The sequence below is a fragment of the Paraburkholderia sp. 22099 genome, assembly GCF_052045835.1.
Classification (GTDB): domain Bacteria; phylum Pseudomonadota; class Gammaproteobacteria; order Burkholderiales; family Burkholderiaceae; genus Paraburkholderia; species Paraburkholderia terricola.
In genome coordinates, this window is record NZ_JBQEPU010000029.1 from 1 (window position 1) to 23,937 (window position 23,937).

The window sequence follows — 23,937 nt, forward strand, 5'->3', positions numbered from 1 at the left end:
GCGACAACCAGCTGCACCGCCTCGGCCCTGAATTCGTCGGTTATGTTCCGTCTGCTCATTTCTCACCTCGGTTGGAGATTATCCCCTTTAGAGGTGTCCAGAGTCATTGGACCACTACACACCTACTTTTCTTTGCCGGCCGCAAAGAAAAGTAGGCAAAAGAAAGCGGCTCACACCGCTAATTTTTAAGTGGGTCCCCTGGCTTGGAGGGGATCGTGGTGCATCTGGAATCCGTGCTCTCGCACACTCCGCGTTCGTGACAAGGCAGTCATACTTCCCGCCTCGCGCTCCGCGCTCGGCGGAAGGGTCTGCCCGCAAACCAACGGCTTCGTTTGTGCGCGTGGGGGCCGTCGGCTTCGCCTCGGCGTGGCGCTAAATGTGTGCGGCAGAGCCAGGCACGAGTTGAATGGAAGTACCGCTTAGCCCAGAAGCGGCGCATAACTTGACGAAGTTTCGCTTAGCCCCAGAAGCAGTGCATGGTTCGATGAAACACCACTTAGCCCCAGAAGCTGCACGTGATTTGATGAAGTACCGCTTAGCGCCAGAAGCAGCGCATGGTTCGATGAAGTACCACTTAACCCCAAGAGCGCCGCGGGGTTTGATGAAGTACCGCGACGGCGCGCGCAGCGTCGCCGGAAGAATGACTGCTGTGTCACGAACGCGGAGTGCGCGAGAACACGGATTCCAGATGCACCACGATCCCCTCCAAGCCAGGGGACCCACTTAAAAGTTAGCGGTTTGAGCCGCTTTCTTTTGCCTACTTTTCTTTGCGGCCGGCAAAGAAAAGTAGGTGCCGCCCCGCACAGGGGCAACGCTAATAGACCACTAACAAATCAAGCAAAGGCCAAAACAACAAAACAACAAAGCCACACCCCAACCCGCCGACCAGGCAAAAAAATCAAACCTGCCGAAGGCAATACTCAGCCACAGCATCCAAAACGAGATCATCCTCGCCAACGGCAACAGCACACCGAATCTCGGCAGAAGGAAACAACCCGCGACACCGCTCGACCACCGCAGGCAAATCCCGGCGAACATGCCCACCTTGCCCAAAAAAAACCGGCACAACGGTAACGACAGAACACCCGTCAGCGACAAGAACCCCAACAGCCGTCGGCAAATCAGGCTTCATCAACTCGAGAAAGGCCAACAAAACCGGCCCGGCCTCGCCGCGAGATGCCCGCGCGGCCCGCAGTTTGTCGGCGAGCCGCTCGAACGGCTCGCGCCAGCGCACATCGCGCGCGCCATGCGCAAACAACACCATCCCATGTGTAGCCATGACAAGGCTCCTAATGGCGATCGACCCACTTCAATCCGACTAACCCGAGCACCAGGTACACGAGCCCCGGAGTGGCCGCGGTCAACGCCGCTGGCCACGTATTCAACGTGCCGATGTGCGAGAACAGCGTGTTGAACAATTGGAAACTCATCCCCAGCATAATCCCGCCGAACACCTTCACGCCCACCACGCCGGCGCGTGTATGCAGATAAGCAAACGGCAGCGACAACACCAGCATCACGAACACCGCGAACGGATACAGCAGCTTGCGCCACAGCGCGATTTCATACCGCTGCGTGTCCTGATGATTCTCCGTCAAATGCTGGATGTAGCGGAACAGGTTGAACATCGACATGCGGTCCGGCGACACCAGCAGCACCGACAGAATCTGCGGCGTCAATTCCGAACGCAGCGAATACTCCGGCAAGCTCACCTGCTTCGCGCGGTACACGGGGTTCAACGCATCGGCGGGCGTGCCGGTGGGCGGCGCTACGTCGATCAACTGCGTATCGGTCACGCCCGTCAGTTGCCAATGACCCGGCGGCTGGTACTTGCCGCTCTTGGCCATGCGGACGTTCGACAAGCGGAACTTCGAATCGAATTCGTAAATGCGCACGTTGCTGATCGTGGCGTCGGGCTTCAATTCGCCGACGTTCACGAAACGCGTGACCTGCTCGCCGTCCGAGCGCGCCGTGAGCGTGTCCTTCACCCACACGCCCGACTCGAAATTGCTCGATACCGACGAGCCCATCGCCTCGAGCCGCACGCGCTCCGACAATTGATCCGTGTACGGGCCGACCACTTCGCCGATCAGATACGTGAGGAACACGAGCGGAACGCCGATCTTCAGCAGCGAGCGCAGCGCCTGATTGGTGGCGAGACCGGACACGCGGAAAATCGTGTACTCGGAGTTCGCCGCCATCTGCGCGAACACATAGATCGCGCTGATCAACGCGGCGACCGGAATGATTTCGTAGAACCGCGAAGGCGTTTGCAGCGCAACCCGCAGCACCGCGTACTGGAACTTGTAGTTGCCGTGGCCGACGGAATTCAGTTCGTTGATCAGGTCGAAGAAAAAGAACAGACCCGAAAACGCAAACAGAATGAAGATGAACGTGAGGTAGATCTGACGCGCGAAATACCTTTCATAGATGCGCATCGCTCAGCTCCCCCGCGAACGGTTGAACATCGCCCGCGTGAAAAGCGGCCGGTTGCGCACGCGCAGCCAGAAAATGAACGCGACGATCGCCGCCACGACGACGTGCAGGCTCACGAGCCCAACCCCGAACGACAGCTTGCCTTGCTCGATCCACGCCTGCACCACGTTCAACAGATTCGAATACGTCAGATAGATGAGGACCGCCATCACCAGGTTGATGGTGCGGCTGCGTCGCGGATTCTGATGCGCAAGCGGAATCGCGAGCAGCATCAGGTTGATCGCGATCAGCGGCAGTCCCGCGCGCCATGCGAATTCGGCGAGGTTCTCGCGGGTCGGATTGCGCAACAGCGTGAGCGTGGGTGTGCCGGTGGTGGTCGGCTTGTTGACGACCGGCTGGCTCTGGATCTTCACGCCATAGCGCTCGAATTCCATGATGCGGAAATCGGGGTGCCCCGGTTCGCCGTCGTAGCGGCGGCCGTTTTCCAGCACCACGAAGCGGTCGCCGTTCTTGCGCGTCTCGGTATGGCCGTTCTTCGACACCACGACATTGACCTTGCCGTTCTCGGTGCTGGTCACGAACACGTTCTCGACATGCCCCTGATCGGGCGACATCTTCTCGATGAAGAACACCCGGTGGCTGCTGGCCGATTCGCGGAACTGGCCCGGCGCGAGCAGCGAAACCTCGTCGCGCTGCTGGAAGCGCGCGCGAATCAGTTTGTTCTGCTGGTTCGACCAGGGCCAGCCGACGAACACGAAGAACATGATGAGGAGGATGATCGGCGTGGCAAAGACGCCGATCGGCTTGATGAATTGCGTGAGACTCACGCCCGACGACAGCCATACGACCATCTCGGAGTCTTTGTACCAGCGTGTGAGGACGAACAGGATCGACACGAACAGGGTAGCGACGAGCATGATCGCCAGATAGCCGATCACGGTCAGGCCGATCAGGACCAGCACGTCGCGCGGGTCGATCTCGCCCGAGGCCGCGAAGCCGACGATGCGGATCATCATCGTCGTCAGCACGAGCGTGAGCAGAACCATGAACACGGCACCAGCCGTGTACGCGAGTTCGCGCTGGAGGGAGCGTTCGAAGATCATTATTGATGACGAGAGGGGGCGCTCTCGGCGGCGCGCGGGTTGCTCCCCATCACGCCCCCGGTGCAGCCGCCGCGGGAAAAATAGCGGATAATTGCGGCTTTCATCCTAAGCCCAGATTTTATCCGAGGACAAGCGCGATGGACTTTAGCATAAAAGCCTGTGATTGGACCAAAGGCTCGTCAAACGGTTTCCTGACCGGGAAATCGGATTGCATCGTAATCGGCGTGTTCGAGTCGCAGACGCTCTCGGGCGCAGCGCTGGAAATCGACGCGGCCACCAAGGGCCTTCTCACCCGCATCATCAAGGCGGGCGACATGGAAGGCAAGGCAGGCACCACGCAGTTCCTCCACGAAGTGTCGGGCATCGGCGCGTCGCGCGTGCTGCTCGTCGGCCTCGGCAAACAGGACGCGTTCGGTCAGAAGGCCTACGGCGAAGCCGTGCGGGCCGCCTGGCGCGCGCTGCTCGGCACCAAGATCGTCCAGGTCACCTTCACGCTCGCGCAGTTGCCGATCCAGGAGCGCTCGGCGGAATGGGGCGTGCGCGCCGCGATCCTCGCGCTGCGCGAACTGACCTACAAGTTCACGCAGATGAAGAGCAAGCCGGAGAACGGCGCGCGCGCGTTGAAGCGCATCGTCTTCAGCGTCAACACCGGCGACGAGAAGGCCGCCAAGCTCGCCGCGAAGCAGGGCGCCGCGCTCGCCAACGGCATGGACCTCACGCGCGACCTCGGCAATCTGCCAAGCAACGTCTGCACGCCCACCTACCTCGCCAACACCGCGAAGAAGCTCGCCAAGGACTGGAAGCTGAAGGTCGAGGTGCTCGGCGAGAAGCAGTGTGAAGCGCTCAAGATGGGCTCGTTCCTGTCGGTCACGGCAGGCTCGGTCGAGCCGGCGCAGTTCATCGTGCTGCAGTACCAGGGCGGCGCCGCGAAGGCCGCGCCGGTGGTGCTGGTCGGCAAGGGCGTCACGTTCGACACGGGCGGCATCTCGCTCAAGCCGGGCGAAGGCATGGACGAAATGAAGTACGACATGTGCGGCGCCGGTTCGGTGCTGGGCACGTTGCGCGCCGTCGCCGAAATGGGCCTGAAAATCAACGTCGTCGGCATCATCCCGGCGGTCGAGAACATGCCGTCGGCCACCGCCACCAAGCCGGGCGATATCGTCACCAGCATGAAGGGCCTGACGATCGAAGTGCTGAACACCGACGCCGAAGGCCGCCTGATCCTGTGCGACGCGCTCACCTACGCCGAGCGCTTCAAGCCGGCGGCGGTGATCGACATCGCCACGCTGACGGGCGCTTGCATCATCGCGCTGGGCCATCACAACAGCGGCCTCTTTTCGAAAGACGACGCGCTGGCGGGCGAGTTGCTCGACGCATCGCGCGAAGCATCCGATCCGGCCTGGCGCCTGCCGCTCGACGACGAGTACCAGGATCAGCTCAAGTCGAACTTCGCCGATGTCGCCAACATCGGCGGGCGTCCGGCGGGCAGCGTGACGGCGGCGTGCTTCCTGTCGCGCTTCACCGATGCCTATCCGTGGGCGCATCTGGACATCGCCGGCACGGCCTGGAAGAGCGGCGCGGCGAAGGGCGCCACCGGCCGTCCGGTGCCCTTGCTCGCGCAGTTCCTGATCGACCGCGCCGCGCAATGACGCATTGCTGTAAGGTTGAAAGTGCGTCTGTGGAAGCAAAGCGGAGCCGCCGATGACGAGAATCGACTTTCACTCGAACGTCGGCGATTCGCTGCTGTATGCGTGCCGCCTGGTCCGCAAGGCGTATCAGGCGGGCCAGCCGACCATCGTGCTGGCCGAGCCCGCGCGCCTGCGCGCGTTCGACGAACAGTTGTGGACGTTCTCGCCGCTCGACTTCGTGCCGCACTGCATGGCGGGCACGCCGCTCGCCGCGCAAACCCCGATCGTGCTCGCCACGAACCTCGACGACGTGCCGCATCATCAGGTGCTGCTCAATCTCGGGGCAACGGTGCCGCCGCAGTTCGCGCGTTTCGAAAGATTGCTGGAAGTGGTCGGTAACGCACACGACGAACTCGCTGCTGGCCGCGAACGCTATCGTTTCTATCGCGATCGCGGCTATGCTTTGAACAATTACAAGCAGGGCAGTTAGGTCTTATCACGCCCGCGTCGCGTTGTGTCGTTGTCTTAGGATGCGGCGTGCGCGCGGCCTGCCTCGGCTTCGACTCAAACACGGAGAGCGCACGTGTCCGATTCCAACGACAATTCGATCCCGGTGCTGCACGAGGTGCTCGTACCGGGCAATCCTGCCCAGGCGCGTCCCGCGGCGGCCACGCAACCGGCGCCCGAGCCTGGCGCGCCGCGCGAACCGAGCTTCGCTGTCGAACCGGTGCTTGCGCCCGAACCGGTACATGCGGGCGAACCTGCTCTTGCCCGGGACTCCGCGCAGGCGGGGGAACCCGCGCATCACGCGGAACACGCTCAGCCGAGAAAGCGGACAAGAGCGCACCCCGCCCTTGACTCGCTACACGAGCGCGAAGCCGCGCTGGCTGCGCAACCGGGCGTGTTCGACCGAACCGAGCCGTTTGCGCCGCTAGAGGCCGGCGCGACCGTGCCGCCGGACATCGCTCGCGAACCCGTCGACCAGGCACAGGCGGGCCTCGATGCGGATGCGATTGCCGAACGGCTGCGCGCACGGTTCGCGGGTTTTCTGGCAGGCGAGGGGCGCGGCATCATCGAAGCGCGCTGCCGCGATGCATTGCAGGACCACACCGCCAGGCTCGTCAACCAGATCACGCGCGAAGTGGCGCTGAGTCTGGAGACCGAGATGAGCGGCTGGGTACGGGACGCGGTGGAAGAAGAAATGGCGCGGCGCTCAGGCAACGCCTGATGTGATGAAGCAGGGGCGCCCTTGCTGGCGCCTTCATTTGGCGCCTTCGTTCGGCGCTTTTAGCAAAGCGCCTTCACTTGAGCGTCATCACCCAGCTCGCGAGCGTGGCCGCCTGGTCAGGCGTGAGTTGCGTGTTCGCGGGCATCGGCACCGGACCCCATACGCCCGTGCTGCCATCCAGAATCTTGCGCTTCAGATACGTGACGGCGTCTTCGCGGACGGCATATTTCGCCGCGACGTCGTGCAGTGCCGGTCCCATGAAAGAACGGGATACCGAATGGCAGCTCATGCAGTTCTGCTGCTGCGCCAGCATGAGTCCGGCGGCGGCCTCCGCGTGCGCCGCGGGACTGCCGGCGCTTAGGGTCGCGCCCAGCACGCCGGCTATTGCAAGCGCTGCATACGACATTGATTTCATTCTGGTCTCCACCGGTGCAGGTGCCCGGCTTGTGGTGCAAGCATTATAAAAGCAAAGGGGCGCACGGTTTGCCGTGCGCCCCTTTGCGCTTTTACGTAGCCGCTTGTCGCCCACCGCTCACGACGCACACACGACCCGGAGCTTCAGCTTCGCCCCGCAACCAGGCCGAATCCGCGGCGTGCCCAACGGCGTTGGATCAGCCCGTCACCGCGCCCTTGTTGGCGGGCAGCGCGAGTGCCGAATACTTCGCGAGCACGCCACGCGTGTAGCGCGGCTTCGGTTGCTGCCATGCCGCGCGGCGACGCTGCAATTCGGCGTCGTCGATGTTCAGTTGCAGCAGCAGCTTATGCGCGTCGATCGTGATCGAGTCGCCTTCCTGCACGAAGGCGATCGTGCCGCCCACGAACGCTTCCGGCGCGACGTGACCGACCACCATGCCCCACGTGCCGCCCGAAAAACGGCCGTCGGTGATCAAGCCGACGCTTTCGCCGAGACCCTTGCCGATGATCGCGGAAGTGGGCGCGAGCATCTCCGGCATGCCGGGGCCGCCCTTCGGGCCGAGATAGCGCAGCACCACCACATCGCCGGCGACGATCCTGTCGGCCAGGATCGCTTCCAGCGCGCTTTGCTCGTCGTCGAACACGCGCGCCGGGCCGGTGATGACCGGGTTCTTCAAGCCGGTGATCTTGGCGACCGCGCCGTCTTCGGCGAGATTGCCCTTGAGGATCGCAAGGTGGCCTTCGTTGTACAGCGCCTGCTCGATCGGGAAAATCACCTGCTGGTCGGCGCGCGGCTTGCCCGGCACGTCTTTTAGTTCCTCGGCGATCGTCCTGCCGGTGATCGTGATGCAGTCGCCGTGCAAAAGACCCGCGTCGAGCAGGATCTTCATGACTTGCGGAATGCCGCCGGCCTTGTGCAGATCGGTCGCGACGAACTGGCCCGACGGCTTCAGGTTGCAGATCACCGGCACCTTCTTGCGCATGCGCTCGAAGTCCTCGATGCTCCATGCCACTTCGGCCGCGTGCGCGATCGCGAGGAAGTGAAGCACGGCGTTGGTCGAGCCGCCCGTGGCCATGATCACGGCCACGGCGTTTTCGATCGACTTCTTCGTGATGATGTCGCGCGGCTTCAGATCCTTCTTGACCGCTTCCACCAGCACGCGTGCCGATTCGGCGGCCGAGTCGACCTTTTCCTGATCGGGATTGGCCATCGTCGACGAGTACAGCAGCGACATGCCGAGCGCCTCGAACGACGAGCTCATCGTGTTGGCGGTGTACATGCCGCCGCATGAACCCGTCGACGGACACGCGTTCTTTTCGACCCCTTCGAAATCTTCCTGCGACATGCGGCCGGCCGTGAACTCGCCCACTGCCTCGAACGACGACACGATGGTCAGGTCCGTGCCCTTCCAGTTGCCCGGACGGATCGTGCCGCCGTACACGTAGATGCTCGGCACATTCGCGCGCAACATGCCGATCATGCCGCCCGGCATGTTCTTGTCGCAGCCGCCGATCACGACCACGCCGTCCATCCACTGGCCTTGCACGCAGGTCTCGATGCAGTCGGCGATGACTTCGCGCGACACGAGCGAGTACTTCATGCCTTCGGTGCCCATCGACATGCCGTCCGAGATCGTCGGCGTGCCGAAGATCTGCGGATTCGCATCGGCGCCCTTGACCGCGGCGACGGCCGCGTCGGCCAGACGCTGCAGGCCGGCGTTGCATGGCGTGATGGTCGAGTGGCCGTTGGCGATGCCGATCATCGGCTTGTCGAAGTCTTCCTTCTGATAGCCGAGCGCGTAGTACATCGAGCGGTTCGGCGAACGCGCCACGCCTTGCGTGATGTTCTTCGAACGACGGTTGTATGCCATGGGGAACTCCAGTCTGTTTTGTTTTGACCCGGGCTGCAGGTTCGCCGCGGACCTTGTCGATGCGCTTGCCGGCGGGTGCCGCCGGCGCGTCAGTTCAGTGTAGTTCCGACGCGTCGCGCAAGGATGCGGTTTTGCAAAGCGCCTGTCCAATATATTATTCGGGCTCGACTAGGTCGTAAAATCTATTAATCATGCTGCCCGCCATTCCCGATTTGCGCCAGTTGCGCTATTTCGTCACCGTCGCCGAAGAAAAGCACTTCGGGCGCGCCGCCGCGCGCCTTTCGATGACGCAGCCGCCGTTGTCGCAGGCGATTCGCGCGCTGGAGGAGACGCTTGGCGTCGAACTGTTCGCGCGCACCAAGCGCTCGGTCGAACTCACGCCGGTGGGCGCCGATCTGCTGCCCGAAGTGCAGCGCCTGCTGGCGAGCGCCGAGGGCTTGCGGCCGCTCGCGCAAAGCCTCGCGCGCGGCGAGGCGGGCGTGCTGTCGCTGGCGTTCGTCTCCACCGCGGATTACGGCTTGCTGCCGCTGCTGCTGCGCGATTTCGGCGCGAGGCATCCGCGTGTGCGGCTCGAATTGACCGAAGCCACCAGCGACGTGCAGGTGGACGAACTGGTAGCCGGGCGCATCGACGCGGGGCTCGTGATCGCGCCGCTGCCGTCGCGTCATGCGACGCAACTCTCGTGGCTGCCGATCGCCCGCGAGCCGCTGGTGATTGCGATGTCGACGGAACTGGCGCAGCGGCTAGGCGCCGCCGCCGGGTCCGATGCGGACCCGCAGGCCGAGTGGCTCGACACGCCCGTCAGCCTGCGCGACGTCGCCGACGCGCCGCTCGTGATCTTTCCAAGGCGTTTGGCGCCGGGCTTTTATGACATCATTATGGATTGCTACGGCGTGGCGGGCCTCGCGCCCCGCGTCGGCCAGGAGGCGATCCAGATGCAGACCATCGTGAGCCTCGTCTCGGCGGGAATGGGTGTCGCACTGGTGCCGCAATCGTTGCGTAATCTGCGCCGCACCGGCGTCGTGTACCGGCCGCTCTCGGAGTCGGTGCCCGCGATTGAAACGGGGCTGGTCTGGCGTACCGCGGAGGTGAGCCCGGTGCTCGCGGGCTTCATCGAAATCGTGCGCGCGCATGCGGCCACTGTCGAGGCGCAGTCCATGCCGCGTCTTTAGCAGTGGGGCGGCCGCGAACGCATTGCGCGCCGCACCGTCCAACGCATGCGCCGCCCGCTGCGTGCACCGCTTTCCGCCATTCGACAATCGCTTGAACAATCCGCTTCTGAACCTGAACCGCCCATAACAACACGATGCTCATTCACCCGAATTTCGACCCCATTGCCATTCATCTGGGGCCGCTCGCCGTGCGCTGGTACGGCCTCATGTACCTCGTCGCGTTCATCGCGGCGATCGTGGTCGGCCGGCTGCGGCTGCGCTTGCCGTATGTCGCCGCGCAAGGCTGGACCGCGAAGGACATCGACGACATGCTGTTCTACGGCGTGCTCGGTACGATTCTCGGCGGCCGGCTCGGCTATGTGCTGTTCTACAAGGCGAGTTTTTATTTCGCGCATCCGCTCGACATCTTCAAGGTGTGGGAAGGCGGCATGTCGTTTCACGGCGGCTTTCTCGGCGTGACGGTGGCCATGGCGCTGTTCGCGCATCAGCGCAAACGCTCGTGGCTGCAAGTCACCGATTTCGTCGCGCCGATGGTGCCGACGGGGCTCGCGGCGGGACGCCTCGGCAACTTCATCAACGGCGAGTTGTGGGGCCGCGTGACCGACCCGGCCGCGCCGTGGGCGATGCTGTTTCCGGGCGCCGCGCCGGAAGACGCCGCATGGCTCGCCGCGCATCCGCAGCTTGGCGCGCAATGGCATCTGAGCGAGGTGTTCACGCAATATCACATGCTGCCGCGTCATCCGTCGCAGTTGTATGAGATCGCGCTGGAAGGTGTCGCGTTGTTCTTCGTGCTGTTCTTCTTCTCGCGCAAACCGAAGCCGCTGGGCGCGATTTCGGCGGTGTTCCTGATCGGCTACGGCCTCGCGCGCTTCACGGTGGAGTTCGCGCGCGAACCGGACGACTTCCTTGGGCTGCTGGCAATGGGGCTGTCGATGGGGCAGTGGCTCTCGCTGCCGATGATCGTCGCGGGCATCGCGATGCTGGTGTGGTCTTATCGCCGGGCGCGACGCGAACCGGCGGTGGCGGCGGGCGCGAACTGAGCGCCGCGCTATCTGTTGTCTTCGTAGTCAATTAAAAAGCCACGGCATGCCGTGGCTTTTTAACAGCGGTGCGTGAGATTCAGCGCAAAACGCGTTACTTCATTTGCACCGAACCCGATACGTTGACCGTCACGGTCGACGTGCCGCCTTCGATCGGCATGGGCGCCGAGACCTTGGCGTCGGCGCTCATGGCGCGCGCGCTCATCATCATCATGGGGCGCGGAATGACGCCGTTGTGCCCGACGTTGACCTCGCGAATCGAATAACCGCCGTAGCCGAATGCTTGCGCCGACGAAGCGGCCTGCTCGCGGAACGACTTGATGGCCTCGCCGGTGAGCTTCTGTTCCGCGGCGCGCTGCGCTTCGGGCGACAGCGAGAACTGCACGTTGCCGACTTGCATGATCGATGCCAATTGGCCCGCGAGCTTCGAAGCCGCGGCGAAGTCGCGCGACTTGAGCACGACCTCCGTGCGGCCGCGCCATGCGGAAATGCGCCCGTCACGATCGGTGGACGGATAGATCGAGAACGAACCCGTGCGCGCCGTCACCTCGTTCACGCCCTTGGCTTTTTGCAGCGCCGAGTCGGCGCGTTGATTCAACGTCGACGTGAGCGCCGACGGATCCTTCGCTTCCTGCTCGTAGAACAGCGTGATGTCGACCACGTCTTGCGGCACGTCCGCGCTGGCCTGTGCGTTTAGCGACAGCACGCCCGCCGGCTGATACTGCGGCGCGTTCTGCGCGCGAGCCACGGCCGGCGTGAGCGCGAGCGCGGTGGGAGCGATGCATGCGAGAGCGAGCGCGATTGCACGTGCGGTGTTTTTCTTCATTGTTGGACTCCTTGCCTGAACAGGTGATGCACGATCGGAGCGAACGCCGCGCATTGGCGACGCCATCGGCATGAGCCAATGGCACGGCGTTTGCGGTCCAGCGTTTGCGAGTCCGTTAGGCGCTTGTAACCTGAGCTTGGTTCCCTAATTTGACGTTGCCTGACAGGCTCGATCCTTGCCGCGCGCAGTTCGGCGCATGGATCGGGCCGTAACGTGCCGCGTGCGCGTGCAATGTCAAATGAGTCGTTGGGTGATGAAGCGCCATTCGGCTTCGGTCACCGGCGTGATCGACAGGCGGTTGCCTTTGGCGAGCACGCGCATGTCCTTCAATTCTTCGTGCTCGCGCAATGCGGCAAGCGGAATCAGCGGGATCTTCTTCTTGAACACGACGTCGACGAGCATCCAGCGCGGCGTTTCCTGCGACGACTTCGGGTCGTAGTAGGGACTCTTCGTGTCGAACTGGGTGGGGTCCGGATAAGCAGTGGACGATACCTCGGCGAGCCCCGCAATGCCCGGCTCGGGACAACTCGAGTGATAGAACAGCACGCCGTCGCCGACCTGCATCATGTCGCGCATGAAATTGCGCGCCTGATAGTTGCGCACGCCGGTCCACGGCAGCGTGCGGTGCGGTGCGTGGGCGAGATGGTCGATGCTTGCTTCGTCCGGTTCGGACTTCATTAGCCAGTAGCGCATGAATCGAATTGGAACGTTAAGGGTTTGAAGATGCGGAAGAAAATCGAGGCCCAAAGAAAAACGGCACCGAACCGAAGTCCGATGCCGTTCCAAATAAGGTCCCCGCCTTAGCCGCTAGGCCGGCATCCTGAACCGGGGGTTCAGAATTGGTCGCAGTTAGCAACACTTCGGGTACATCAGACAGAGTGACGCGCACGCCCGTGCTACAAATTTCCGCAACCGTGCACATGGCATTGGTTCAAGGAATATATGACCTTGGCGAACCAGGCAGGGAAGCTAAACCGATGAAACTAAAACGATGGAATTCAAACGTTTGCCGAGTCTTGTTGACTACCGCTCATGCACTTCGCTTGAATCCGCAGCCAATCTCGCGACCGGCCACTAGATAATTATTGCATGCTGTACTGCTCGATCACAGTACCCAGTTGCTCGTTCATTTGATGCATTGTACGCCGGATTTCCTCAGCGGGAAATGCTTCTCCGTGCCGCACGCTGCTTTGCAGCTTAAGCAGTTCCGATGCCAGCGACAGCGCAGCCATGACGGCAATGCGATCCGTGCCGCGCACGTTGCTGTTATTGCGGATCTTCGACATTTCGGCGTCGACACGCGCGACCGCTTCAAGCAGTGCGCCTTCTGTTTCAGCCGAGCAGGCGAGACGATAGGGCACGCCGAGAATCGACACTTCGATCTGCTTCGTGGTCATGCGTTTTCTCCGTGGCGGGTCACGTCGCTCCCGGTTTCGGCTTGATGCTGAGCGGGCTCGAGCAGATCGAGCTGGTTGTCCGGCTCATTGTGCGCGCGTGCCCGCGGCAGTTTCTCGAGAATCGCATTCAGCCGCACCTGGGCGTCGTCGATCTTGGCCGACAGTGCGTCGCGTTCCGCTTGCAGCGCATCGCGTTCCTCGCGAAGCATTGCAAGTTCCGTGCGCGTGGCTTCGACTTCGGCGCGTGATTGGGCGAGCTGCTCTTCGAGCGCGAGGCGCGCTTCGTTGTGGCGCTGGCTGATCGCGATCAGCTTGCCGATGTTCTGTGAAAGTGTTTCGAGTTCGGTGAGCATGTGCTGCGTCCTCTAAAGACATCGCATTTTAGCGCGGAATATCGCGGGTTCCGACATTTGTCTCGTTTCGAGACGTAACAACCTCGCTTTATGCAGGCATTGATCGACCATATGATGAAAAAGTACTCGCGCATCGGACAATAACCCGCACTTAACCGAACAGATCGCGCAACGATCAACGATTCTTGACGGGCTCCGGGGCCGCTCCTAAACTGGCCGCACTCTGGTGCCCGCGCGCGCTTTCACAGTGCGCGCAGTTAAACGGGAAGCAGGGCGCGTCGTTCGCCAGAACGCGCGAACCTGCGCTGCCCCCGCAACGGTAAGCGACCGCATTCATCATGCAGGTCGGTCCTGATCGCGTGTTCGAAGCTGAACGTGCGAGTGTGCCACTGCGCGTCACGCGTGGGAAGGCGGGATCGATGTGTCGCCAGCCCGGATACCGGCCAGAGGGAGAGGAACGTCCGCGAAAACGTTGAAAAGCGCGGGCGCCTCGTTACGCATCGGCCTGCGGGGAAGCGGGCCGCGCACGTTACCCACAGGAATGTCATCCCATGCTGTCCCCCATCGCTCGCGCGGCGTGGCTCGTTTTTGCGGGCGTGCCGCTCGTCGTGCACGCTCAGGCCGCTGCTGTTTCCACCTCTTCCGGTGCGTCTTCTTCCACCTCGTCCGCGGCTGCAGGTTCATCGCCCATCGTGTTGTCGCCGGTGGTCGTCACGGCGGGGCGTGGCCCGCAAGCGCTCGCCGACGCGATTCCGCCGACGGCGCTGTTCGATCAGCAGGACATCGCCGACAGCACCGCGACCGACTTGCCCGGCCTGCTGCAACTTGCCCCCGGCGCGCAAATCTCGCGTACAGGTGGTCCTGGTTCGACCACGAGTCTGTTTTTGCGTGGCGCGTCGTCGACGCAATCGCTGGTGCTGATCGACGGCGTGCGGGTCGACTCGGTGAGCCTCGGTACATCGCAACTCGCGCAGATCCCGCTCGACCAGATCGATCACGTTGAAGTGGTGAACGGCAACGTGTCCGCGCTATACGGTTCGGGCGCGATCGGCGGCGTGGTGCAGGTGTTCACGAAAGACGGCGGCGACCATCCGCCGCGTTTCAACTTTTCGGTGGACTACGGCAGCTATCACACGCAGACGCAGCAGGCCGGCGTGAACGGCGCATTGGATAAGGACGGCGCCACCACCTTCAACCTGTCGCTCGCCCGTTCGAAGGACGACGGCTTCTCGTCGCTGAATCCGCGCGAGGCGCCGCAAGCCAATCCGAACGCAAACGGCTATCTGAACGAAAGCATTTCGGCTTCGCTGCGTCACAGGTTCAACGACCAATGGAACGCGGGCGTCACGTATTTCCAGTCGAACGGCAACAACAGTTACGACAACGCGTATGGCGTGCCGACCGATTCAAACAATCTGTATAGCAAGGTGCGTCAGATGTCGGTGTTCGCGAACGGCAAGCTGACCGATTGGTGGACCACGCACTTCATCGTCTCCGAAGGCGACGACCGCAGCGTGTCGAAGACCAACGGCATCTATAACGGCCGCTTCGATACCGACAATCGCCAGTACACGTGGCAGAACGATTTCGCGTTCGCCGCGCAGCAGAAGTTGCAGGTGGGCTATGAGCATCTCGATCAAAGCCTCGACTCGGATACGTTCGCGGCACCGGATCGTCATGTGGATTCGGGTTTCGTCGGCTATACGGGGCGCTTTGGGCGCAACAAGATTCAGGCCAATGTGCGGCGCGACCAGTATTCCGATTTCGGCGGAGCGAACAGTTACTATCTCGGCTACGGTTTCGACATCACCGGCCATTGGAAGGCGACTGCAAGCTATTCGGATTCGTTTCGCGCGCCGAGCTTCGACGATCTGTACTATCCGTACAGCGGCAACGCGTCGATTCAGCCGGAGCGCAGTCATTCGATCGAGGCCGCGTTGCAGTACGCGTCGAACGCGCTCGGCGTGATGCGCCTGAGCGCGTTCCAGACGCGCTATTCGAATCTGATCGATTATCAGCAGGTGACGCCCGGCATCTATCTGGCCGAGAACGTCGGGCATGCGAAGGTGCAGGGACTCGAAGGATCGTGGAGCGGCCATGTCGGCAAGACGGACGTGCGTGCGTCGTTGACGCTGCAAAATCCCGTCGACCTCGACAAAGATGCCGACCTTCTGCGGCGCGCGCGGCGTTTTGGATCGCTCGCGGTGAATCGCAGCATCGCCGGCTGGCGCGTGGGCGGCGAGTGGATCGTGAGCGGCGCGCGCGAGGATAGCAGCGGCAAGCTGGGCGGCTACGGCGTGGTGAATCTGTCGGCGCGCTACAACATCACGAAAGCGTGGTACGTGGCCGCGCAAATCCATAACCTGTTGAACAAGGACTATGAAACGGCCTACTCGTATAACTCGCCCAGGCGCGGTGCGTATGTCACGGTTGCCTGGCAGCAGCAGTGACGAACGTTCCCGCATGAGCACGCGCCGATGAACCGCGGTTCGAGTTCGACCACCCCAACCACGAGCACGCTTCGCGTCATGAACGCGAAGCGTGCCGCCGCGATCTGGCTCGCGCTCGCGGTGGTCGCGCTCGTCGTGTTGATGGCGTCGCTCGCACTAGGCAGCGTGGCGCTTGCGCCCGGCCGCGTGTTGGCGGCGCTGATGCCCTCGTCCACGGCGCATGGCGGGTCCGCCGATCTGACCGCCGAGATCGTTCGCACGCTGCGTTTGCCCCGCGCGTTGGCGGGCTTCGCATGCGGCGCGTTGCTCGCGTTGGCCGGCGCGCTGCTGCAAGTGCTGTTGCGCAATCCGCTGGCCGAACCCTACGTGTTAGGCGTGTCAGGCGGCGCGGCGACGTTCGCTCTCGTCGCGATGATCGCGGGTGGCGCGTGGTGGATCGTCGACGCCAGCGCATTCGCCGGCGCGTTCGTGTCGATCCTGCTGGTGCTCGGTCTCGCACGGCGCGAACTGTGGCGCGGCGAGCCGCAGGATACGTCGCCGCGTTTGCTGCTGACCGGCGCGGTGATCGCGGCGGGCTGGGGCGCACTCATCACGTTGCTGCTGAACCTCGCGCCCGACAATCGCTTGCGCGGCATGCTGTTCTGGCTGACCGGCGATCTCAACGGCGGTGCGATGCCGTGGACGGCGCTCGCCGTGCTCGCCGTCGCGCTGCTTGCGATCGTGCCCGCCGCGCCGCGGCTCAATGTGCTGCTGCGCGGCGATGCCGCCGCGCAAGCGTTGGGCGTCGCCGTGGTGCCGCTGCGCTTGCGCGTGTACCTGGTGGCGTCGCTGGCGGCGGCCGCGGCGGTGACCACCGCGGGCACGATCGGCTTTGTCGGCCTCGTGGTGCCGCATATGCTGCGGCTCGCGTTCGGCAACGATCAGCGCATGCTGCTGCCCGCCGCGGCGCTCGGCGGGGGCGTCGCGGTGATGGGCGCCGATCTGATCGCGCGCACCGCGATAGCGCCGGCGCAGTTGCCGGTCGGCGTAATCACCTCGATCATCGGCGTGCCGGTGTTTCTGTGGATGCTGCTGCACAGGCGCCGATGATGAAAGCACACGACGCCTCCCACGCCGCGCTCAGCGTGCAACGTCTGACCTTGCGTGCCGGCACGCGCACCTTGCTCGAAGCGTTCACGCATACGTTCTACGAAGGCGAACTCTGGTGCGTCGCCGGCCCGAACGGCGCGGGCAAGACGACGCTGCTCGCCACGCTCGCGGGTCTGTTGCAGCCGTCGGCGGGTCAGGTCGAACTCGACGGCGTGCGCCTGGCCGACTGGCAACCGCTGCCGCTCGCGCAACGCCGCGCGCTGATGCCGCAAAGCGCAGCGAACGCGTTCAGTGCGAGCGTGCTCGACATCGTGATGCTGAATCGCTTCCCGCATCTGACGGGCTGGGGCTGGGAGCGCGAGGCCGATCGCGACGCCGCGCATGCCGCGCTTGAGTTGCTGGGCCTCGCCGCATTCGCCACGCGCGACGTGTTGTCGCTCTCGGGCGGCGAGCGTCAACGCGTGGCGCTCGCCGCGGTGTTATGTCAGGACGCGCCGTTGCTGCTGCTCGACGAACCGCTGTCGCATCTCGATCTGCACCACCAGATCGATTGTCTCGAAGCGCTGGGCGGGTGGGCGCATGAGCCTGGGCGTACAGTGCTGTTTTCCTGTCACGATCTGAACCTCGCGCGCCGCTTCGCGACCCATGCGCTATTGCTCGACGGTGACGGCGGCGCTTACGCCGGACCGGTGCACGACGTGCTGACCCCCGCGCTGACGAGCCGCGCATTCGGCTATCCGTTGATCCTGATACGCGACGGCGAACACGAGGCGCTGATTCCCGCGCCGCGCTGAGCGCTTTGTCAAAACCTTCCTTTTAAAAAACCTTATGACTTCCTTGCCACGCTCGTCGGGATTATTCGAAGCCGAACCGCTCGATCAAACGCTGCGCGACGACCTGCAACACATCATCGACACCAAGACCAAGCCGCCGGGCAGTCTTGGACGGCTCGAGGCGCTCGCGCGCCAGATGGGCCTGATTCAGCGCACGACGCATCCCACCGTCGAGCGCCCGGCGCTGATCGTATTCGCCGGCGACCACGGCATTGCCGATGAAGGCGTGAGCCCCTATCCGCAAGCGGTGACCGCGCAGATGGTCGCGAACTTCCTGGCTGGCGGCGCGGCGATCAACGCATTGAGCCGCGTTGCCGGCATCGAACTCGAAGTGGTCAACGCCGGCATTGCGACACCGTTGCCGTCGTCGGAAGGTCTTGTCGACATTCCGGTCGCGGCCGGCACGCGCAACTTCGCGTGTGAACCCGCGATGACCCGCGACGACGCGCTGGCCGCGATGCAGGCGGGCGCGGCGCGCGTGCGGCATCACGCGGCGCTCGGCAGCAACGTGATCGGGTTCGGCGAGATGGGCATTGCGAACACCTCGTCGGCCGCTTGTCTGATGAGCCGTTTGTGCAACGTGCCGATCGAGGAATGCGTCGGCCGCGGCACCGGTCTCGACGACGCCGGGCTCGCGAAAAAGCGCGACGTGCTCGCGTCGGCGCTCGCCCGTCACGCCGTTTCCTCCGATCCGCTCGACGTGCTCGCGACCTTCGGCGGCTTCGAGATTGCGATGATGGCGGGCGCGTATCTCGCGGCGGCGCAAGCGCGCATGACGATTCTGGTCGACGGCTTCATCGCCAGTTCGGCCCTGCTGGTCGCGGATGCGTTCACGCCGAACGTGCGCGAGTACTGCGTGTTCGCGCATGCGTCGAACGAGGCGGGGCATCGGCGCATGCTCGATCATTTCGGCGTGCAGCCGTTGTTGTCGCTGGATATGCGCCTCGGCGAAGGCACCGGCGCGGCGCTCGCGGTGCCGCTGCTGCGCGCGGCGGCGGCGTTCGTCAACGAGATGGCGAGCTTCGAATCGGCCGGCGTCGCGAATCGCGATGCGTGATCGGTCATTTCGAAACCTGCCTCCGGCCCACTCATGAATCCGCTCGCCGAACTGCGCTATTTCTTTACCGCGCTCGGTTATTTCACGCGCGTGCCCGTGCCGCGCTGGGTCGGTTATGAGCCGCACTATCTGCATGCGGCGGCGCGTTATTTTCCGCTCGTCGGTTTGTTGGTCGGCGGATCGAGCGCGCTGGTCTATCTCGCGGCGCTGCGTGTGTTTCCAGCGGGCGTCGCGGTGCTGTTGTCGATGGCCGCGTCGCTGCTCGTCACCGGCGCGTTTCACGAAGACGGTCTCGCCGATTGCGTCGATGCGTTCGGTGGCGCCTATACGCGCGAGAACGTGCTGCGCATCATGCACGATTCGCGCATTGGCGCGTTCGGCGCGATCGCGCTCGTGATCGCCCTGGCGCTGAAGTGGCAAACGCTTGCCGCGTTGCCGCCGATGCGCGCCGCGGGCCTGATGATCGGCGCGCACGCGGCGAGCCGCGCATTCGCGATCAGCTATCTGGCCACGCTCGACTACGTGCGCGCCGAAGGCAAGGCCAAACCGGTCGCGCAGCGCCTCTCCGCGCCCGCGTTGCTTTGTGCGGCCATATTCGGTTTGCCGTGGTTGCTGTGGCCGAATGGACCTGCTTCAGCGGATTGGCGTTTCGCGGCCGTGACGCTGCTCGTCCTGGTGGCGCTGCGCTTCGCAATGGGCCGTTATTTCGTGAGACGACTCGGCGGCTATACCGGCGATTGCCTCGGCTTCGCGCAGCAGGTCTTCGAATTGAGCATCTATCTCATGGGGCTCGCATGGATATCGTCCTGATTCGTCACCCCGCCGTCGTGGTCGATGCCGGCGTCTGTTACGGCCAAAGCGACGTCGCGCTCGTCGAGGATGCCGACGTGTCGGCGGCGGCGCTCGCCTTGCGGCTCGCCGCGTTGCAGGTGCCGGCGCCGCGCGTGTTGATGTCGAGTCCGTCGACGCGCTGCTCGGCGCTCGCGGCGGCGATGTCGAACGATTTCGGCTGCGCGCTCAGTCACGACGATCGTCTGAAGGAGATGAACTTCGGCGACTGGGAAGAGCGGCGTTGGGATGCGATCGATCGCGAGTTGCTCGACGACTGGGCGGCCAACTTCGAGCACGCGCGGGCGCACGGTGGCGAAAGCGTGACGCAATTCGTCGCGCGGGTGCGGGCGTGGTTCGACGCGTTCGCGCAAACGCGCGAGCTGACGCCGGCTTACGTGGTCACGCATGCGGGCGTCATGCGGGCCATCGCGTCGCTGGTGCTGGACGTGCCGTTGGAGCGCTGTCTGCGGTGGTCGCTCGATATGACCGGGATTGTCTGGCTGCGCCGCGATGACGAGGCGCGGCAGTGGTCGTTGGTGCGGTGGAATGCGTGAGGAATTCAAAGCAACGATTCGTCTGCGCAAACGCTGCATTCAAATCGCGCCACCTCGTTTTGATTTGCGTGCCACTTTTCTGGGAAATTTGTCACGATATCGCGTTTCGTGCCACTTTATGCCGCTGAATCTGGCACGAAACCCGTGTTTCGTGCCATAATTCTTGGAAAGGTGGCGCTATTCCGTGCTAATCGCGCCACTTCGACTGCACGGTGGCGCGCATGAACAGCAAGGGCATCAAACAGGAACTGGATCTGATCGAGCAGCTCATCGCCGCAAGCGCTGAGGGCCAAGGCGTGCGCGCGCTCGCCGCGGCCGTTGCCGCACGCGGGCATCCCATGCCCCGGCGCACGCTGCAACGCCGGCTCGACGGGCTGCTCGAAGCCGGCCGCATCGGCTCGGAAGGCGCGGGACGGGCGCTCGTCTACACGCGAGTGCCCGCTGCCAGCGACGGCGTTCTTCCGGCGCAGCCCACCGGCAGCGCAAGCACCGCGAGCGAGGCTTACGTGCCGGTCTCGAGCGACGGCCTCGAAGTGCGCGCGGAGGTGAACCGGCCGCTCCACGAACGCCGGCCGGTCGGCTACAACCGCGCCTTTCTGGAACGCTATCGTCCGAATCAGGACGCTTATCTATCGCAGTCACAGCGCGAGCGGCTTCACGAGTGGGGGCGCACGTCGGCGGATGCGCGGCCGGCGGGCACTTATGCGCGCGACATCATGGGCCGGCTTCTGATCGATTTATCGTGGGCGTCGTCGCGGCTGGAGGGCAATACCTACACGCGGCTCGACACGGTGCGGTTGATCGAGCAAGGGCAGATCGCGGAGGGCAAGGACGCGCAGGAAACGCAGATGATCCTGAACCACAAGGCCGCGATCGAAATGATCGTTGAGAGCGCCGACGAGGTGGGCTTCAACCCTTTCACCGTCCTGAACCTTCACGCGATCCTCTCCGACAACCTGATGTCGGACCCGTTCGCGAGCGGTCGCTTGCGCGTGCGCGAAGTGGAGATCAGCGGCACCGTGTTTTTTCCGCTCGCCGTGCCGCAGCAGATCGCGGAATGCTTCGAGGCGCTGCTGAACAAGGCCGCGCGAATCGACGATCCCTTCGAACAGGCTTTTTTCAGCATGGTGCACCTGCCGTACCTGCAACCGTTCGAGGACGTCAACAAGCGGGTCTCGCGTTTGGCCGCGAATATCCCGTTGATTCGCGAGAATCTGTGTCCGCTATCGTTCGTGGACGTTCCGCGGAAGGCGTATATCGAGGGCACGCTCGGCGTCTACGAAACCAATCGCGTCGATCTGTTGCGCGACGTTTTCATGTGGGCCTACGAGCGTTCGTGCCAGCGCTATCTGGCGATTCGCCAATCGATCGGCGAGCCGGACGCGTTTCGGCTCAAGTACCGCAATGCGTTGATACAGGTGGTGCAGGAGGTGATTCGCGGCGGCCTCGCGGGCTCGCGGAGCGAGGTTGAAACACTCGCGCGCGAGCGGGTGAGCGCGGGCGACCTGTCGTCGTTTGTCGACGCGATCCAGTCCGATCTCGATCACCTTTATCCCGGCAACGTCGCGCGTTACAGGCTTCGGCTATCCGAGTTCGAACACTGGCCGTTCAAGCGCGCCGAGACCGCGTTACGTTGATGTCATTTCCGGCGTGAGCGCGCCACTTCGAGGTCTTCGCACAGTTGCCTTGCGCCCTGAGCGATACGCGGCGCCGGCCGGTTGATCAGATCGCCGTCGATGGCGAACAGGTTGTCGTTCGCCACCGCGCTCAGGCTCGGCCAGGCGCGCCATGCGCCCAGTTGCGGCAACGTGGTGTCCGGTCTGGTCGCGCCGGGCGCGGCCGTGACGATCGCTTCCGGGTTCGCGGCGAGCACCGCTTCGGTCGAGACGGTCGGCACCAGCGGTTCGAGCTTGGCGAATACGTTGCGGCCTCCGCATAGCGCGATCACGTCGCTGACCATGTGCTCGCCGTTGAGCGTCATCAACGGTTGATCCCACACCTGATAGAACACGCTGACGGGCGGCCGGCTCGCATATTGCGCGCGCAATCTCGCGATGTCCCGGCGGTATTCGGCCGCCGCTTTATCCGCAGTGGTTGAGGTGCCCAGCAATTGCCCGAGCCTGGTCAGCGACACGGCAATGTCGTCGAGATGATGCGGCTCGCTGAAGTACAACGGCACGTGCATCTCGCGCAACCGATCCAGTTGACGCTGCGCATTGCCATGCCGCCACACGACGATCAGATCGGGCTTCAATGCGACGATGCGTTCGAGGTCGAGCGCCTTGTTGTCGCCGACGCGCGGCACTTGCTTCGCTTCAGGCGGATAGTCGCTGTAGGAGACGGCGCCGACCAGTTTCGCGCCGCCGCCCGCGGCATACAGCAACTCGGTGACGTGCGGCGCCAGGCTGATTACCCGTTGCGCGGGAGCGGCAAGGGTGACGCCGGCGCCGGTGTCGTCGGTGACGGTGATCGCGGCGTGGGCGTGCAGCGTGGCAACGCAGAAGAAGACGGTGAGGGCGAAGCGGGTCATCGAGTGGCGGCGCGTTGGTCGCGCGAGGCGGGTGAATCGGACAACGGTTCCTGTTATTCGCATCGTTGGCTTTGATCCGCTGTCATGCGGAATCGATCTCTCGAACCGCTTCGCGCAAGCTCTCGTCGAAGCGCGTCCATTCCGGTTCGTTCGCGGGCAGGCCGACACGCACGCTGCCCGAGGGCGTGAACAGCCGCGTCCACACGCCGCGTCGGGCCAACGCTTCATGCAAGGCGGCGGCGCGTGCATCGTCGGTCCATGCGAAGAGCGGCGTGCCGCGCGTGTTCAGACCTTGCGCATGCAGCAGTTTCACGAGGCGCGCGCTTTCGGCATCGAGCCGCGCGCGCATCTCGCGTTGCCACGCCTCGTCGTCGAACGCGGCTTTCACGGCGTGACGCGCCGGACCGCTGACCGTCCACGCACCGAGCGTGCGGCGCAACGCATCGAGCGACGCGGGCGCGGCGAGCACGAAACCCGCACGCACGCCGGCGAGGCCGAAGAATTTGCCCGGCGAGCGCAGCACGATCAAGCCGTCGCGATTCGTGCTGGCCGCGAGCGATTGCGAGGGCATCGTATCGGCGAACGCTTCGTCGACGAGCAACGTGCCGCCGCGCGCGCCCAATTGCGCATGCCAGTGCAACAGCTTGCCGGCGCTCAGATGCTCGGCGGTGGGATTGTTCGGATTCACGATGGCGACATGCGTGAGCGCGTCGGGCAAGGTTTCGCGGGACGCGTCGAGCGGCATGACCTCATGGCCGGCCCGCTCGAAAGCGGGCGCGTATTCGCTGTACGTGAGCGCCGCGATGCCGACGCGTGCGCGTGGCAGCAGCGAGGGCAGCGCGCGAATCGCCGCCTGGCTTCCGGCAACGGGCAGCACATGTTCCGCGTCCGGCGCGCCGTAATAGCGCGCGGCGCAGGCGGCGAAGCCGTCGCCTTCGTCGGGGAGACGGCGCCAGGCATCGGCGGGAACGGGCGGCACCGGATAGCCGTGCGGATTGATGCCCGTGGACAGGTCGAGCCACTGCGCGTACGGAATGCCATACCGTTGCGCCGCTTCGTGCAGATTGCCGCCGTGAACCACGGCATGGATGGCAACGCCGCCGGCGGTGATTGAATCAGGCATTC

General features: G+C 64.0%; 23 protein-coding genes, 1 other RNA gene and 1 riboswitch. Of the genes, 12 read left to right on the top strand and 12 right to left on the bottom strand.

Annotation, left to right across the window (positions count from 1 at the left end):
- Positions 1–898: 898 nt before the first annotated feature.
- Genes ACTJLC_RS24110 through lptF form a run of 3 tightly spaced genes read right to left on the bottom strand, consistent with a single transcriptional unit; the run spans position 899 to position 3,539 of the window.
- The gene (locus ACTJLC_RS24110) at positions 899–1,279 is read right to left on the bottom strand and encodes a sirohydrochlorin chelatase (RefSeq protein WP_440845450.1); all 381 of its coding nucleotides are present in this window, start codon (positions 1,277–1,279) and stop codon (positions 899–901) included.
- A gap of 10 nt (positions 1,280–1,289) precedes the next feature.
- Positions 1,290–2,438 carry an LPS export ABC transporter permease LptG gene (gene lptG, locus ACTJLC_RS24115; RefSeq protein WP_083085795.1) on the bottom strand — a complete coding sequence of 383 codons (1,149 nt, stop codon included), beginning with the start codon at positions 2,436–2,438 and terminating at the stop codon, positions 1,290–1,292.
- Positions 2,439–2,441: 3 nt separating this feature from the next.
- Entirely contained in the window at positions 2,442–3,539 is a 1,098-nt protein-coding gene (gene lptF, locus ACTJLC_RS24120; RefSeq protein ID WP_114162000.1) for an LPS export ABC transporter permease LptF, read from the bottom strand.
- Positions 3,540–3,676: 137 nt separating this feature from the next.
- On the opposite strand from lptF, the gene ACTJLC_RS24125 reads away from it, so the two are divergent.
- The 3 genes from ACTJLC_RS24125 to ACTJLC_RS24135 all read left to right on the top strand — a co-directional run bounded on the left by ACTJLC_RS24125 (position 3,677) and on the right by ACTJLC_RS24135 (position 6,395).
- Positions 3,677–5,188 carry a leucyl aminopeptidase gene (locus ACTJLC_RS24125; RefSeq protein ID WP_073431949.1) on the top strand — a complete coding sequence of 504 codons (1,512 nt, stop codon included), beginning with the start codon at positions 3,677–3,679 and terminating at the stop codon, positions 5,186–5,188.
- A gap of 52 nt (positions 5,189–5,240) precedes the next feature.
- Positions 5,241–5,657, top strand: coding sequence for a DNA polymerase III subunit chi (locus ACTJLC_RS24130; RefSeq protein WP_073431950.1), 417 nt, complete (start codon positions 5,241–5,243; stop codon positions 5,655–5,657).
- 93 nt (positions 5,658–5,750) lie between these two features.
- The gene (locus tag ACTJLC_RS24135; RefSeq protein ID WP_310134849.1) at positions 5,751–6,395 is read left to right on the top strand and encodes a DUF2486 family protein; all 645 of its coding nucleotides are present in this window, start codon (positions 5,751–5,753) and stop codon (positions 6,393–6,395) included.
- A 73-nt stretch (positions 6,396–6,468) separates the two neighbouring features.
- On the opposite strand, the gene ACTJLC_RS24140 is transcribed toward ACTJLC_RS24135, so the two are convergent.
- Both ACTJLC_RS24140 and ilvD read right to left on the bottom strand, forming a co-directional pair.
- Entirely contained in the window at positions 6,469–6,810 is a 342-nt protein-coding gene (locus tag ACTJLC_RS24140; RefSeq protein ID WP_073431952.1) for a c-type cytochrome, read from the bottom strand.
- 196 nt (positions 6,811–7,006) lie between these two features.
- Positions 7,007–8,680, bottom strand: a complete 1,674-nt coding sequence (gene ilvD, locus ACTJLC_RS24145; RefSeq protein ID WP_310134846.1) for a dihydroxy-acid dehydratase — start codon at positions 8,678–8,680, stop codon at positions 7,007–7,009.
- A gap of 191 nt (positions 8,681–8,871) precedes the next feature.
- Between ilvD and ACTJLC_RS24150 the strand changes: the two genes are divergently transcribed.
- Positions 8,872–9,852 carry a LysR family transcriptional regulator gene (locus tag ACTJLC_RS24150; RefSeq protein WP_114162006.1) on the top strand — a complete coding sequence of 327 codons (981 nt, stop codon included), beginning with the start codon at positions 8,872–8,874 and terminating at the stop codon, positions 9,850–9,852.
- A 134-nt stretch (positions 9,853–9,986) separates the two neighbouring features.
- Positions 9,987–10,892, top strand: coding sequence for a prolipoprotein diacylglyceryl transferase (gene lgt / locus ACTJLC_RS24155; RefSeq protein ID WP_073431955.1), 906 nt, complete (start codon positions 9,987–9,989; stop codon positions 10,890–10,892).
- Positions 10,893–10,986: 94 nt separating this feature from the next.
- On the opposite strand, the gene ACTJLC_RS24160 is transcribed toward lgt, so the two are convergent.
- The 5 genes from ACTJLC_RS24160 to ACTJLC_RS24180 form a co-directional block, all read right to left on the bottom strand.
- The gene (locus ACTJLC_RS24160) at positions 10,987–11,718 is read right to left on the bottom strand and encodes an SIMPL domain-containing protein (protein ID WP_073431956.1); all 732 of its coding nucleotides are present in this window, start codon (positions 11,716–11,718) and stop codon (positions 10,987–10,989) included.
- Positions 11,719–11,952: 234 nt separating this feature from the next.
- Positions 11,953–12,411 carry an EVE domain-containing protein gene (locus ACTJLC_RS24165; RefSeq protein WP_073431957.1) on the bottom strand — a complete coding sequence of 153 codons (459 nt, stop codon included), beginning with the start codon at positions 12,409–12,411 and terminating at the stop codon, positions 11,953–11,955.
- A 95-nt stretch (positions 12,412–12,506) separates the two neighbouring features.
- Positions 12,507–12,688: non-coding RNA, 6S RNA (ssrS, locus tag ACTJLC_RS24170), on the bottom strand.
- 112 nt (positions 12,689–12,800) lie between these two features.
- A complete protein-coding gene (locus ACTJLC_RS24175) occupies positions 12,801–13,115 on the bottom strand; it encodes a cell division protein ZapA (RefSeq protein WP_073431958.1) in 315 nt (104 codons plus the stop codon).
- Entirely contained in the window at positions 13,112–13,468 is a 357-nt protein-coding gene (locus ACTJLC_RS24180) for an ATPase (protein ID WP_073431959.1), read from the bottom strand. Before ACTJLC_RS24180 ends, ACTJLC_RS24175 begins: the two co-directional genes overlap by 4 nt.
- 207 nt (positions 13,469–13,675) lie before the next feature.
- Positions 13,676–13,930: riboswitch (cobalamin riboswitch) on the top strand.
- An 89-nt stretch (positions 13,931–14,019) separates the two neighbouring features.
- Here ACTJLC_RS24180 and ACTJLC_RS24185 point away from each other — a divergent pair.
- From ACTJLC_RS24185 to ACTJLC_RS24215, 7 genes are all read left to right on the top strand, one after another.
- Complete coding sequence (locus ACTJLC_RS24185; RefSeq protein ID WP_310134840.1) at positions 14,020–15,918, top strand: TonB-dependent receptor plug domain-containing protein; 1,899 nt, start codon at positions 14,020–14,022, stop codon at positions 15,916–15,918.
- Positions 15,919–15,945: 27 nt separating this feature from the next.
- Positions 15,946–17,007: a FecCD family ABC transporter permease gene (locus tag ACTJLC_RS24190; RefSeq protein ID WP_310134837.1), complete on the top strand. Its 1,062-nt coding sequence runs from the start codon at positions 15,946–15,948 to the stop codon at positions 17,005–17,007.
- Positions 17,004–17,801, top strand: a complete 798-nt coding sequence (locus ACTJLC_RS24195; RefSeq protein ID WP_310134834.1) for an ABC transporter ATP-binding protein — start codon at positions 17,004–17,006, stop codon at positions 17,799–17,801. The genes ACTJLC_RS24190 and ACTJLC_RS24195 overlap by 4 nt, the downstream gene beginning before the upstream one ends.
- Positions 17,802–17,835: 34 nt before the next feature.
- On the top strand, positions 17,836–18,897 hold the full coding sequence (gene cobT / locus ACTJLC_RS24200; protein ID WP_310134832.1) for a nicotinate-nucleotide--dimethylbenzimidazole phosphoribosyltransferase: 1,062 nt from the start codon (positions 17,836–17,838) through the stop codon (positions 18,895–18,897).
- A 33-nt stretch (positions 18,898–18,930) separates the two neighbouring features.
- Positions 18,931–19,707, top strand: a complete 777-nt coding sequence (locus ACTJLC_RS24205; protein WP_440845458.1) for an adenosylcobinamide-GDP ribazoletransferase — start codon at positions 18,931–18,933, stop codon at positions 19,705–19,707.
- Complete coding sequence (gene cobC, locus ACTJLC_RS24210; RefSeq protein WP_310134827.1) at positions 19,692–20,282, top strand: alpha-ribazole phosphatase; 591 nt, start codon at positions 19,692–19,694, stop codon at positions 20,280–20,282. The genes ACTJLC_RS24205 and cobC overlap by 16 nt, the downstream gene beginning before the upstream one ends.
- A gap of 221 nt (positions 20,283–20,503) precedes the next feature.
- Entirely contained in the window at positions 20,504–21,919 is a 1,416-nt protein-coding gene (locus ACTJLC_RS24215; protein WP_310134824.1) for a Fic family protein, read from the top strand.
- Positions 21,920–21,921: 2 nt separating this feature from the next.
- On the opposite strand, the gene ACTJLC_RS24220 is transcribed toward ACTJLC_RS24215, so the two are convergent.
- Positions 21,922–22,812, bottom strand: a complete 891-nt coding sequence (locus ACTJLC_RS24220; RefSeq protein ID WP_310118741.1) for a cobalamin-binding protein — start codon at positions 22,810–22,812, stop codon at positions 21,922–21,924.
- 82 nt (positions 22,813–22,894) lie between these two features.
- Positions 22,895–23,935: a threonine-phosphate decarboxylase CobD gene (gene cobD / locus ACTJLC_RS24225; RefSeq protein WP_310134821.1), complete on the bottom strand. Its 1,041-nt coding sequence runs from the start codon at positions 23,933–23,935 to the stop codon at positions 22,895–22,897.
- Positions 23,936–23,937: the final 2 nt, after the last annotated feature.